The following is a 12,489-nucleotide window of genomic DNA, read 5'->3' as shown; positions in this document are numbered from 1 at the left end:
GGGAAGGGGACTGCCCGCGAGATAGGGGCAGGGCGCCACTTGCGCCAGCCTTTGATGATTTGCCTCGGTTCAAGCAAGCTGCCATGCGGGGCCATCGACACAAGGACCTGCCAGTGACTCCTCGCATACTCATCGACACCGCCGCCGTGCCGGGCGGACAGGAATTGAAGCTCTATAGCCGGGGCAGCGATCACATGATCGTGCTCGACCGCAACGAGCTGATGAGCAGCCGCATGAGCGGTTCGGAAAAGGCGCTAGCCGTCATGTCGCTTGAGCGCCTGAAGGGGCGGAAGGCGCCGCATCTCCTGATCGGCGGTTACGGCATGGGCTTCACCCTGCGCGCGGCGCTGGCGGGAATGGGGCAGGACGGCCGCGCCACGGTCGTCGAACTGGTGCCCAAGATCATCGAATGGGCGCGGGGGCCGATGGTCGAACTGGCGGCCGGCTGCCTGGACGACCCGCGCGTTACCCTGATCGAAGGCGACGTCGCGGCAGAGATCGCCGCCAGCCAGCAACGCTATGACGCCATCTTGCTCGACGTAGACAACGGCCCCGACGGCCTGACCGCGCCCGCCAACGATCGGCTCTATTCCTCCGCTGGCCTCTCCACCGCCAAGGCCGCGCTGAAGCCCGGCGGCATCCTCGCCATCTGGTCCGCTGCCCCCGACGCCGCCTTCACCCGCCGCCTCCGCGACGCGGGCTTTCTGGTCGATGAGGTAGCGGTCAAAGCCCGCGACAACGGCAAAGGCCCCCGCCACGTCATCTGGTTCGCCCAGAAACGATAAGACCAAAATCCTCCCTGCGCGAAGCGTGGGGAGGGGGACCGCTCGCGAAGCGAGTGGTGGAGGGGAAATGGCACAACCTGCGCATTCCCCCTCCACCAGCCTGTGGCTGGTCCCCCTCCCATCTCCCGATGGGGAGGACAGCACCTTCCCGAAAACTCCGTCATCCCAGCGAACGCTGGGATCTCAAGCCACCAGGCCAAACGCTACCTCCCGAGATGCCAGCCTCAGCTGGCATGACGATCAGTGGCGCTCAATGCCGATCAAACCTCACATTCCGGCAAAGCCCAATCAATCCCCCCACGCCCCTTCGCCTCCAAAAACGCATTAGCCTGCGAAAAATGCCGACACCCCAAAAACCCGTTATGCGCTGACAGCGGGGAGGGATGCGCCGCCTTCAAAACCAAATGCCGCGTATGATCCACAAACGCCGCCTTCCGCTGCGCATAAGCACCCCACAGCAGGAACACGACCGGCTCCTCCTGTCGGTTCACCAGCCGAATGATCGCATCGGTAAACTCTTCCCAGCCGCGTTTCTGGTGTGAAGCGGCGCGCCCCATCTCGACGGACAGCACACTGTTCAACAACAGCACGCCCTGCCGCGCCCAATGCTCCAGAAACCCATGACGCGGCGCGTCGATGCCCAGGTCGCTCTTCAATTCCTTGTAGATATTCTTGAGCGACGGCGGCGTCCGCACCCCCGGCTGCACGCTGAAGCACAGTCCATGCGCCTGCCCCTCGCCATGATAGGGGTCCTGCCCCAATATCACCGCCTTCACATGGCCCAGCGGCGTCAGGTCCAACGCGCGGAAATATTCGCTGCCCTTGGGGAATATGCGTTTGCCCTGCCGCTTCTCCTCTTCCAGAAATGTTTTGAGCGCCTGCATATAGGGGCGGTCGAATTCCTCGTGCAGCGGCGCGCGCCAGCTTTCGTCGAGCTTGATCGTTGCGGTCATGATCGCCTGATGACCTGCCCGGCAACGGCCTGTCAACCGCACGGGCGGCCTTGCTCCGCGCCTTAAAATGAGGGAAAGGAAAATCATGCCGCGCCTTTCCTTCACCACCGCCCTTGTGGCGGGCATTGCCCTGTTTCTCGCGCCCCTGCCCACGGCTGACGCCTTCGGCCCCCAGCCCAATGTGGTGCATCAAACGGCGCAATCGCGTCTGCTCGGCGAGTTCACCCGTTTCGCCGCGCTCAGCGACGGGACGGTCGGCATAGCGGTGCGCGACCTGCGCAATGGCGAGACGCTGGAACTGAATGGCGACACGCTTTTCCCCATGGCGAGCACCTACAAGGTCGCGGTGGCGGGCAAGATATTGTCGCTCGCCGATGCGGGTACGCTGCGCTTCGATGAAAAGCTCCCGCGCCTTGGCACGCCGATGCCGGTCACGACCTTGCTCGACCTGATGCTCACCCGCAGCGACAATGAAGCGACCGACGCGCTCGTCGCCCGCGCAGGTGGCCCGCAGGCGGTCAATGGCTGGCTCCAGTCGCTCGGCATTCGCGGCCAGCGGGTGGACAGCAACACCGCCCAACTGCTCGCCCGCGCGAAGGTGGGGGCAGGCGGGGCAGGGGACGAGGTCGAAACCTCCCTGTCATCGCGCGCGCGGGATGCGCGAGACATGCCCAACATCGCCTTCGCCGCCGATCCCCGCGACACCTCCACGCCCCGCGCGATGAACGATCTCCTCTCCACCATCCAACATGGCAAGGCATTGAAGAAGGGCAGCACGGCCATGCTGCTCGGCATCATGGCCCGCTGCAAGACGGGCAAGGCGCGCCTCGTCGCCATGCTCCCGCCCGGCACGCCGATCGCGCACAAGACAGGCACGCTCAATGGCCTCGGCAATGACACGGGCATCATCACCCTGCCGGACGGTCGCCCGATCGCCATTTCCGTCTTTGTCATGAAGGATCATCGCGGCCACGCCGCGCGCGACCGCATCATGGCCGAAGTGGCGCGAGCGGCCTATGACTATTTCCTTTTCGCCCCTGAATCGCGCACGGCCTGACGCATCGCTCTTAACATGGATTGAACTTGGCTCTAGCCCTGTCGTCCGCAGCGGGAGGATGGCATGCGCGATGTCGCGGCGTTCAGCGATTTCTGGCCCTATTATCTTCAGGAACATGCACGCCCCGCGACAAGGGCGATGCACTATGCGGGGACGAGCACGGTCGTACTGCTGCTCGGCGTGATGCCCTTGACCGGCCGCTGGTGGCTGCTTCCGGCCCTGCCTGTCGCCGGTTACGGCTTTGCCTGGGCCGCCCACGCCCTGATCGAACGCAACCAGCCCGCCACTCTCCGCCATCCCCTCTGGTCCCTGCGCGCCGATTTCCGCATGTGGTTCCGCTTCCTCACCGGACGCATGCGCCGCGATCTCGCCCGCGCAGGCGTCCGCCCCGACGGATCGGTCGATCCCGCCAAGCGCCTCAACCTCTAAGGCATCCCCTCACGCCAGTGACTTGACCGCCCCCGCCGCTGTGCCACAAGGGGCGGCGATGGCCCTTACCGCCCACTTCTCCCCCTTGCCCGATCTCGCCGCGCTGGCCCAACGCTGGCAAGTGCTGGAGGCAGCATCGGACGCCTCCTTCTTCCTCGGCTGGACCTGGACCAGCAGCTGGCTCGAAAGCTACGCCGTCCGCCCCGACATGCTCTGCGTTACCGATGAAGAGGGCAGGGACGTCGCCCTAGCGCTCACCGGCCATGCGCAACAGCCGCGCCTGCTAGGCCGCTGCGCCACCCTCTCGCTCAACCAGTCGGGCAATCCCGCCGCCGACCGTCCCTATGTCGAATATAACGGCCTCCTCGCCCAGCGGGGCCGGGAGGCCGAATCCGTCCAAGCCTTCCATACGGCCCTCCAACGCCGCACCGACTGGCGCGCCCTGCGCCTTAGCGGCATCACGCCCGGCTCTCCTTTGTTCGGCCTGCGCACCCACCGCGCCACCCGCCTAGACCGCTCACCCGTCTATCAAGCCGATCTCGAAGCCGTCCGCGCGGCGAACAACGACTATCTCTCCCTGCTCAGCGCCAACACCCGCAGCCAGATCCGCCGCGCCATCAAGGACCATAACGGCCTCCCCACCGTCACCGCCGCCACCGCAGATGAAGCCGCCACATGGCTGGAAGAAATGCGCGTCCTCAACGAAGGCCGCCACGCAGACAATGCTTGGGAAGATCCAGCCTTCCGCCGCTTCCTCCTGACCCTCGCGCGCAAAGGCATCCCCAGCGGCGAAGTCGAACTCCTCCGCTTCACCGATGATGGCGGCCCAGTTGGCCTGCTCGTCAATTTCATCCATCGGGGCCAGGCGCTGAACTACCAGTCCGCCTTCGCCGCCCCCCGCACGGCCAAGGACAAGCCCGGCCTCCTGTGCCACACCGCCGCCGTCGCGCATTATGCAGAGTGCGGACTGGCACTCTACTCCCTCCTCGCAGGGAAGGACCGCTACAAGCAAAGCCTCGCCACCCGCGAAGAGGCGCTCGAATGGTGGCTCCTCGAACGCTTCTCGCCCCGCCTGGAAGCCGAAGCGCTGCTCCGACGCCTGCTTAAACGCCCAGCTTCCGCATGATCCGATAAGCGAGCCGCCGCGCCCCCTGCCGCTCCGGCGCAGCACCAATCCGCCCCACCGGCAATCCCCGCCGCCGCAGCAACGCGTTCAGCCCATGCAGCTCGCTTTCCGCAACGCTACGCTCCGATCGCCAAGTCACCGACAGGCTGATCGACACCCCCGCGCCATTCTCCACGAAATGCGGCGCCTTCACCGGCACATGGATCGCATCGCCGGGCAGCAACCTTACCGCCGTCCCGCGCCCGCGAAAATCATCCCGCCAATTCAGGTTACGATGCCCGCCCGCATGAAATGCCTCGCTCTGCACCGCAGGCACCAACTCCTGATCAGCAGCCGGAAAGACCGTCATGACCTTTTCGCCCATGATCTGGAGCAGAATATTATGCTCCGGGTCCATGTGAAACGGCGTCACGCTCCCCGGCGACGACAGAAAGATAAACGCCTCCCGGTTCAGCATCGGCCCCGTCCGCGCATCCACGATCGGCTCCAATTCTGCCAACGCCGCGTCCAGCAGCGCACCATAGGCCGCATCCCGCTCGACATTCTTCAGCACCGCCCAGCTACCGTTGCTCTCGATCGTCCGGATCGTCTCGCCCAATGTCAGCCCGTTGGACGGCGTATCCTCGGGCCGCACGCCCAAAGGCAGCTTGCCCAGATTATATTCGACCGAAGCCGCAGGCATCCGCTCCGCCAATCCGGCCAATGCCTCGATCGCCAGCAGCGGGTGCCCAACAAGCCCATGATGCAACTTCACCGACGCATCCGGATAGGCGCCCGCGAATATCCCCCGCGCCTCCTCATCGAAAACCTGCGCGCTGATCGGCAAGTGAGCAGTCATCCTTGTCCCTTCATATGGCTGGCGATCGTCTCCACCCCATTGGCCAGCGCGAAAGCCGCCGCCCGCCCGATCCGGTCGATCCCGCTCCCATGCAGCGCCACGCGATATTGCACGATCGTCCGCCGCTCGGCCCACAGGCTGTCGATCATCGGATGATCAGGCGCAGCGCAGCTGTCCATCCACCCGATTGCCGGATCACCCTGCACCGCATGCAGGTTGGCGAGCTCGATCAACACGCCGGGCGAAAAGCGCCCCATCTCCTCGTCAAAGGCGATCTTGAAGGAAAAGGCGCCCTCGCCATGGCGGAAATTCGCCAGCATCGCGATCGCCCGCCCATCCAGGTCAATGCGCAGGAAATGCAACAGCCCGGCATCGAAAGCCGCCGCGCAAGCCGCCCGGAAAAAGGCCGCGTCTTGCGGAGAACAGCCAAGCGCCGACCCTTCGCGCCCCTTCCACCCCGAAGCCTCCAGTGCCAGAAAATCGGCGCACCAATGCGGCAGTTCCGCCCGATCCACCAGCAGGTGCTGGCTCACCGTGCCAAGGTCCGCCAGCCGCTTTTGCAGCCGCCTGATCTCCTTGCGCTTCTTGGCGCGCACATGCGTTTCCCAATAGGCATCGGCATCCAGATCGGATCGCAGCATGGCGCGATCATAACGATGCACCTCGCGCCGCCCTCGCCGCTGCTCGACGCACAGCGCCTCCAGCGCAGCCGCATTGGCCCCCGCCGCATCCAGTCCCCGCAGATACAAAAATCCCGCCGCCCAATGCGCGTCATCCAACTGCGCCAGCAATCCCCGCCACGCCGCCACCTCATCACCTCGCCGGATCAGTGGAGCGCCAAAGAAGCAATGCTCGTGCATCCAGTTGGTAACGCAGGAAAGCGGCAGGCGTCCGTGCCGCGCCGCCACCGTCACCGGCAACAACCCGATCAGATCCCCTCCCGCATGCGCCTCGACCATCCGCACGCCCGGTGTCCCGGCCAGATGATCCAGCGCCGCGCACAGCATGTCTGGCGCGTAAAAGGCGTTCGCCTCGGCCGCCTCCGCCGCCAAAGCGGTCCAGCGGGCGCGCTGCGCGGGGCCATAGGCACGGGTGCCGTTGGGCAGGGGATGCGATGCCATGTCCATGGCAAAGCGCATAAACTTCAATGATTAGGGAATGACTAAACTGCCTCATTTGGGGCAGCAGGCCGCCTCTTTGGGGGAAAGCCCTTTACATCGCGCGCCGGATTGTCTGTTAACGATGGGGCTAACCCGCGACGGCTGAAAGAGATTCCCATGGCGACCCACCTGATCCTGTCACATAGCGTGGTGGCCGCATGACCATTCTCGTCACTGGCGCTGCCGGCTTCATCGGCATGGCCGTCGCCGACCAGCTGCTCGCCGCCGGGCGGGCGGTGATCGGCATCGACAATATGAACGACTATTATCAGGTCTCGTTGAAGCGCGACCGGATCGCGGCGCTGCAACAGCGGCATGGAAAGCTGTTCACCTTCGCCGAACTGGATTTTGCCGACATGGACGCGCTGCACGCCGCGCTCGCGGGGCAGACGGTGGAGGCGATCGTTCATCTCGGCGCGCAGGCGGGCGTGCGGTATTCGCTCATCAATCCGCATGCCTATGTCCGCTCCAACCTCGCGGGCCATGTCAACATGCTCGAACTGGCCCGCGAACGGCGGGTGCGGCATCTGGTCTATGCCTCATCCTCCTCGGTCTATGGCGGCAATGACAGCCTGCCTTTCCGCGTGGAGGATCGCGCCGACCATCCCGTCTCGCTCTACGCCGCGACCAAGCGCGCCGATGAATTGATGAGCGAGACTTACGCCCATCTCTTCCGCATTCCCATGACGGGCCTGCGCTTCTTCACCGTTTATGGCCCCTGGGGTCGCCCGGACATGGCGATGTGGATCTTCACGAAAAAGATCCTGGCGGGGGAGCCGATCCCCGTGTTCAACCATGGCCGGATGCAGCGCGACTTCACCTATATCGACGACATCGTGACCGGGGTGATCGGCTGCCTCGATCACGCGCCTGCGGATGATGGATCGCTAAAGGCGGGCGGCAGCCGTTCGCCGCACCGGCTTTACAATATCGGCAATAATCGGCCCGAAGAGCTGATGCATCTCATATCGGTGCTGGAACAGGCGATCGGGCGCAAGGCTGAGATTGATTTTCAGCCCATGCAGCCGGGCGACGTGCCCGCCACCTTCGCGGACATCAGCGCGATTGCCCAGGATATCGGCTTCGCGCCGACCACCGGCATAGAGGTCGGCGTGCCGCGCTTCGTGTCCTGGTATCGCGACTATCACGCAGGATAACCGACAAAAGCACGGCACTACGCGCGCCTCGGGGGAAAGTTCCGGCCCTCAACATATAAGCAATAATTTGCGGGATATGTGGCAATAAAGGCGCGCAAATCTTCGCTCATGCTGGCAAATTGAATTGCCATTCTGCCGTTAACGGTTCTATTCCCGTCACCGGGACGGCTTCGAGCCGAAATGGGTCGCTTAAAACGAGGTTTAGGGCGGAGCGCCGGAATGGCGGCTGCCGCCATGCCGCATCGATCAGGAAAACCTGCCGTGCGTCATGGAAAAAAGGGCGAACTTGTGTCGACATTATCAAAAATTGTGCCTTTTGGTTCTGGCAGCCGGATCGTGGAAACCGCCTGTAGAACCTTGTCCGTCGCTTCCCAGGGACTGAACGCGCTGGAGGCGAAATTCTCCGATCGTGATTTCGCCGCGATATTCCTTCGCGTCGCTGGCATGATCATGAGCGCGCGTGGACGCCTGATCGTCACCGGCATGGGGAAAAGCGGTATCGTCGCGCGCAAGATGACGGCGACCCTGACCTCGACCGGCACGCCCGCGCTCTTCATGCATCCGGCTGACGCTGGTCATGGCGACCTTGGCATGGTGACGCCTGACGACATCGTCCTGATGCTGTCCCATTCGGGCGAATCCAACGAACTTGGCCCCATCATTCAATATTGCAAACGGTTCGGCATTCCGCTGCTCGGCCTCACGGCCCGCGCGGACAGCACCGTCGCCAGCGCTTCCGACGTCTGCGTGCTGTTGCCCGCCGTCCGGGAAGCCTGCCCCAACGAACTGGCGCCCACCACCTCCACCACGGTCCAGATGGCCTTTGGCGACGCGCTTGCCATCGCGCTCATGGAAATGCGTGGCTTTTCGGCCGATGACTTCCACAAATTCCATCCCAATGGCCGTCTTGGCGCGCAGTTGCTGAAGGTTCGCGATCTGATGGCCGCCGGTGACAATGTCCCCCGCGTGGCCGAAGACGCGTCGTTGCTCGACGCCACCATCGAAATGACGCGCGCGCGCCTTGGCGGCACGGCGGTCGTCAACAGCGCTGGCGAACTGATTGGCGCCTTCACCGATGGCGACTTGCGGCGGACCCTCACCGATACGCGGCAGCTGACCGAAACCGTCGGCCAGTTCATGACCGTGCCGCCGCTGTCCGTGGGGCCTGACGATCTCGCCTCCGAAGCGCTGCGCCTGATGCACATGCATAACATCACGCTGCTCTTCGTCTGCGAAGGCGGGCGGCTGGCGGGTGCCGTCCACATGCACGACCTGCTGCACGCCGGGGTCGCCTGAACAGCATCATCGTCATTCCGGCGCGGGCGGGCTCGTCCCGGTTGCCGCGCAAGCCCCTGCGCCTGATCGCCGGGCGTACGCTGCTGCACCGGACCATCGCCATGGCGCGCGCCGCCATCTCGGGCATTGCCGACGCGGAACTGGTGGTGGCGACCGATGACCGCGAAATCGCCGATCATGCTCACGCCGTTGGCTGCGTCGCCGCCATGACGGACAGCGCCATCGCGACAGGTTCCGGCCGCGCACTCGCTGCCGCCCTCCAGCGCCCGGAGCCCCCGTGCTTTATCGTCAACCTGCAAGGCGACTCTCCCTTCCAGCCCCAAGGCGCGCTCAGCGCCGTCATCGGCGCGCTGCACGCAGGCGCTGAGGTCGCGACCCCCGTCATCGCCCTTGACTGGCAAGCGCTCGACGCCCTGCGCGATCACAAGCTCCGCTCGCCCTTCAGCGGCACCACCTGCGCCCGCGCACCCGATAGCCGCGCCCTCTGGTTCTCAAAAACCATCATCCCCGCGATCCGCGACGAACAGGCCCTGCGCGACAGCCAGCCGATCTCGCCCGTCTGGCGCCATGTCGGCCTCTACGGCTACACGCTCGAAGCCCTGACCCGTTTCGAGCAAACACCCCCGACCACGCTTGAACAGCTGGAGGGCCTGGAACAGCTCCGCCTCCTCGAACTTGGCATCCCGGTCACCACCGTCGCGGTCGATCCGCCCATCTTCGACAGTTCCGGCATAGACACAGAGGCCGACATCCAGCGCGTAGAGGCCCTCATCGCCACCCATGGCGACCCCACGCCCGCCTGACCTCATGCGCCGCATCTTCATCATCCGCCACGGCAACACCTTCGAAAGCAGCGCCACCGCCTGCCGCATCGGCGCGGGCACGGACTTGCCCCTCGTCGAAAGCGGCCGCGCGCAGGCCGACCGCCTCGGCCAATGGTTCGCCGCGCAAGGTCTCGCCCCCTGCCACATCCACAGCGGCCCTCTCAGCCGCGCCCGCGAGACCGCAAGTTGCATCGCCGCCGCGCTCAACCAGCCCGTCACCGGCACGCTCCCCTGGCTAGACGAAATCGACCACGGCCCCGACGAAGGCCGCCCCGAAGCCGAAGTCCTCGCCCGCATCGGTGGGCAGGCGCTCGCCCAATGGGACGAACAAGCCATCCCGCCCCCCGGCTGGATCGTGAATGCGCCATCCCGCATCGCCGCCTGGCAAAGCTATTTCGCGCAAAGCGGGGAGGGGACAGACCTGCTCGTCACCAGCAACGGCGCCGCCCGCTTCGCCCTGCTCGCCCTCGGCCTCTCACCCGCCTCGCTCAAGCTGCGCACCGGAGCCTATGGCGAGTTGACCGTCGCGCCTGACGGCGCCGTTACCCTCTGCAACTGGGACCGACGGCCCTAAACGTCATCACAACCCAAAAAGCCTCTCCCCTTCAGGTTCAAACGAGGCACGTGACTCGTTTGAAGGGTTGGGGCGGGCGCTCTCCCCGGATTCCGATTGCTCCTGTCAAACCAGGCCGCTCACCCCACGGGCGTTGAGCTGGCCGTCACAGGTTGCAGCACGGCAGGCTTCGCCTCGGGCGCTGCAACAGATTTGTCCGCCGCCGCTTCCGGAGCCGCAGCCTGCGCCTTCAGGCTCGCCGCCGCATTTTGCAAAGCGACCGCCGCCGCTTCCAGCGCTGCCGCCGCGGAATTTGATTGCCCCGCCGGTTCCGCTGCCTTCGCGACGGTCATTCCCGCAGCTGTGATCGCCTCATGCGGAGCATCGACCTGCTTCGTCCCTCCAGCTTCCGCCGCACCGACCGCCGGAGCCGCTACCGCTGCCGGGGTTACCGCCGCCGCCGTCACCACCGGCTGCGCCTCACACACCGCATCAATCCCCAGCGCGCTTTCGGAAAAGTTCGTCGCCAGCTGCGGCAATTCCCGGTCCTGCGCCTCGGTCGCCAAAGTCAACAGCGTGTCGGTCATCGGGCAATAGCTTCCGGCCTGCACCAGTCCGGAATGGCTGTTGCCCAGCTTCGTGTTGAACTGCTCATAGGCACGCTGCCCTTCGGCGATGCCGTTCACCCGCATGAAGCGCGTCTTCAGCACATTATTATAACTGCTCAGCAGCCCGATCTTCTTATCGACAAAGGCGGCATATTTCGCCTCTATCTCCTTATTCACCCCCTTGCACCGCAGAGCGCCCAGCATCAGCATCACGTGCAAATCCCGGACTTTAGCCGCTTCAATCTCATAGGGTTGCCAGCACGGGCCGGGGGTGGAGGCAGCTATCTGGCCGGAAGAAAGCGCAACGAAACCACAGGCGGCAACCGCCGCCATCTGCAACCGTGACATGATGGACCTCGCAGAATCGAAAGAGGCGACCCGCTGATCCCGATGATAGCATTCTGCCCCAAAAATGCCATATTTATTAATGGACATCAGCCAGCCCAGCGCCCGAAAAAGCACCCCGCCACGCCCGCATTCAGCGCTGCTAAAAGCGTCAGTTCTTCCGCTGCGGCACGGTGAAGGTGCCCGAAACCCGGCCCCCCGATCCGCCCGAAACCCCCGGCACGCCGCCCGAAGCGCGTCCGTCCACAGTCGACCGCCCGCTGGTCAGGTCAATCACCAACCGCCCGCCGGTCAGCCGGTTGCTCCCCTGCGTCAACGTCACATTGCCCAGCATCGTGATCAGGCGGCTGTTAAGGTCATAAATCGCCACATTGCCTCGCGCCGTCTCGTTCCCCTTGGTCACGACGACATTGCCCGAAGCGTCGATCCGGTCGACCTCCACGCCATTCCCGCCAGTGCCATTGCGGTAAGCGACGGTCATCCGTGCGGCGTTCAGAGTCATGCCCGCCTGCGTCACCTGGACATTGCCGGAAACGACCACCCGATCGGCGCGGTCCTGCACCTCGATCCGGTCGGCGGTGAAATTAACCGGCGCGTTGCTGTCATGATTCTTCAGCACCTGCGCCCCGGCGCCCGCGAAAACCATAGCCGCGCCCATGGCGCCAGCGCTCGACAGCAGGATCAGCGATCTTTTCATCACTTTTGCCCTTTGATGCCATTTTGTTCGATGCGCAAGCTTGCCCTGCCATTGAGCGTAACCGTCCGCGCGTTCAGGTCGGCGTCCAGATGGTCGCCGCTGAACGTGCCGATGGGTATCCGGCCATCGACGCGCCCCGCGCTGCGCATGCGCCGGGTCTTGAGGTCGATGCCCACGTCCCGCGTCGTCAGCCTGTATCCGCCCGCCGCCTCGAACTGCACCGGGCCGTCCACCGCGACGCGCTCCTTGTCCATGTCATAGCGCCCCTTGCGCGCGTTCAGCACGGCTGGCCCTTCGGACAGCAGGATGCGCGCCGACATGTCATTCAGGTCCACGATCGGTTCGCGAGAGCTTTTCTGCACGGCACTCCCGGCGCGCAAGGAAAAGGGCTGCCCCTTGCTGTCCTCGCCCCGATACAGCGCCTCGCTCACCCGCATCCGTTCCTTCGCCACCTCGACCTTGTTCTTGTCGAGCACGAAGCTCACCTTGTCCCCGCCGGTAAAGGGCGCCATCACCAGCAACGCCGCCAGCACGCCCACCAGCACCGGCAACCAGTTTTTCAGCCGCGCGACCAGCCTGTCATGGCTGCCGCCCGGACGCGCCCAATTGCGCCTGACATGACGTTGCTGATCGGCCTGTATGGACATGGGAAAGCGCTTCT

Annotated in this window: 14 protein-coding genes; 8 read left to right on the top strand and 6 right to left on the bottom strand. The window is 64.8% G+C overall.

Going from position 1 to position 12,489, the window contains the following annotated elements; genetic code table 11:
* Positions 1 to 113: 113 nt before the first annotated feature.
* Positions 114 to 785 carry a spermidine synthase gene (locus ACZ51H_RS08865; RefSeq protein WP_464793696.1) on the top strand — a complete coding sequence of 224 codons (672 nt, stop codon included), beginning with the start codon at positions 114 to 116 and terminating at the stop codon, positions 783 to 785.
* A 260-nt stretch (positions 786 to 1,045) separates the two neighbouring features.
* Here ACZ51H_RS08865 and ung read toward each other — a convergent pair whose 3' ends face one another.
* A complete protein-coding gene (gene ung, locus ACZ51H_RS08860; protein ID WP_464801598.1) occupies positions 1,046 to 1,738 on the bottom strand; it encodes a uracil-DNA glycosylase in 693 nt (230 codons plus the stop codon).
* An 85-nt stretch (positions 1,739 to 1,823) separates the two neighbouring features.
* On the opposite strand from ung, the gene ACZ51H_RS08855 reads away from it, so the two are divergent.
* The 3 genes from ACZ51H_RS08855 (at position 1,824) to ACZ51H_RS08845 (ending at position 4,350) form a co-directional block, all read left to right on the top strand.
* On the top strand, positions 1,824 to 2,795 hold the full coding sequence (locus ACZ51H_RS08855) for a serine hydrolase (RefSeq protein ID WP_464801597.1): 972 nt from the start codon (positions 1,824 to 1,826) through the stop codon (positions 2,793 to 2,795).
* A 63-nt stretch (positions 2,796 to 2,858) separates the two neighbouring features.
* Complete coding sequence (locus tag ACZ51H_RS08850; RefSeq protein ID WP_464771260.1) at positions 2,859 to 3,224, top strand: Mpo1-like protein; 366 nt, start codon at positions 2,859 to 2,861, stop codon at positions 3,222 to 3,224.
* 58 nt (positions 3,225 to 3,282) lie between these two features.
* The gene (locus ACZ51H_RS08845; protein ID WP_464801596.1) at positions 3,283 to 4,350 is read left to right on the top strand and encodes a GNAT family N-acetyltransferase; all 1,068 of its coding nucleotides are present in this window, start codon (positions 3,283 to 3,285) and stop codon (positions 4,348 to 4,350) included.
* Here ACZ51H_RS08845 and ACZ51H_RS08840 read toward each other — a convergent pair.
* Both ACZ51H_RS08840 and ACZ51H_RS08835 read right to left on the bottom strand, forming a co-directional pair.
* Positions 4,328 to 5,188, bottom strand: a complete 861-nt coding sequence (locus ACZ51H_RS08840; protein WP_464801595.1) for a cupin-like domain-containing protein — start codon at positions 5,186 to 5,188, stop codon at positions 4,328 to 4,330. The two genes, ACZ51H_RS08845 and ACZ51H_RS08840, sit on opposite strands and share 23 nt — an antisense overlap.
* The gene (locus ACZ51H_RS08835; protein WP_464801594.1) at positions 5,185 to 6,315 is read right to left on the bottom strand and encodes a GNAT family N-acetyltransferase; all 1,131 of its coding nucleotides are present in this window, start codon (positions 6,313 to 6,315) and stop codon (positions 5,185 to 5,187) included. Before ACZ51H_RS08835 ends, ACZ51H_RS08840 begins: the two co-directional genes overlap by 4 nt.
* 191 nt (positions 6,316 to 6,506) lie before the next feature.
* Here ACZ51H_RS08835 and ACZ51H_RS08830 point away from each other — a divergent pair, with 191 nt between their 5' ends.
* From ACZ51H_RS08830 to ACZ51H_RS08815, 4 genes are all read left to right on the top strand, one after another.
* Positions 6,507 to 7,505 (top strand): NAD-dependent epimerase/dehydratase family protein, encoded by a 999-nt coding sequence (locus tag ACZ51H_RS08830; protein WP_449474054.1) that lies wholly within the window; start codon positions 6,507 to 6,509, stop codon positions 7,503 to 7,505.
* Between the two features lie 288 nt (positions 7,506 to 7,793).
* Positions 7,794 to 8,801, top strand: coding sequence for a KpsF/GutQ family sugar-phosphate isomerase (locus ACZ51H_RS08825; RefSeq protein WP_449474053.1), 1,008 nt, complete (start codon positions 7,794 to 7,796; stop codon positions 8,799 to 8,801).
* Between the two features lie 41 nt (positions 8,802 to 8,842).
* Positions 8,843 to 9,604: a cytidylyltransferase domain-containing protein gene (locus ACZ51H_RS08820; protein ID WP_464801593.1), complete on the top strand. Its 762-nt coding sequence runs from the start codon at positions 8,843 to 8,845 to the stop codon at positions 9,602 to 9,604.
* Between the two features lie 4 nt (positions 9,605 to 9,608).
* Positions 9,609 to 10,199 carry a histidine phosphatase family protein gene (locus tag ACZ51H_RS08815; RefSeq protein WP_464802875.1) on the top strand — a complete coding sequence of 197 codons (591 nt, stop codon included), beginning with the start codon at positions 9,609 to 9,611 and terminating at the stop codon, positions 10,197 to 10,199.
* Between the two features lie 119 nt (positions 10,200 to 10,318).
* Here the strand turns inward: ACZ51H_RS08815 and ACZ51H_RS08810 are convergent, their stop codons facing one another.
* From ACZ51H_RS08810 to ACZ51H_RS08800, 3 genes are all read right to left on the bottom strand, one after another.
* Positions 10,319 to 11,134: a hypothetical protein gene (locus tag ACZ51H_RS08810; RefSeq protein ID WP_464801592.1), complete on the bottom strand. Its 816-nt coding sequence runs from the start codon at positions 11,132 to 11,134 to the stop codon at positions 10,319 to 10,321.
* Between the two features lie 148 nt (positions 11,135 to 11,282).
* Positions 11,283 to 11,828 carry an LptA/OstA family protein gene (locus ACZ51H_RS08805; protein ID WP_464801591.1) on the bottom strand — a complete coding sequence of 182 codons (546 nt, stop codon included), beginning with the start codon at positions 11,826 to 11,828 and terminating at the stop codon, positions 11,283 to 11,285.
* Complete coding sequence (locus tag ACZ51H_RS08800) at positions 11,828 to 12,475, bottom strand: LPS export ABC transporter periplasmic protein LptC (RefSeq protein ID WP_464801590.1); 648 nt, start codon at positions 12,473 to 12,475, stop codon at positions 11,828 to 11,830. Before ACZ51H_RS08800 ends, ACZ51H_RS08805 begins: the two co-directional genes overlap by 1 nt.
* Positions 12,476 to 12,489 lie beyond the last annotated feature (14 nt).

This window comes from Sphingobium sp. TomMM15, assembly GCF_055397045.1.
This window is presented reverse-complemented; position numbering and strand designations above follow the sequence as displayed.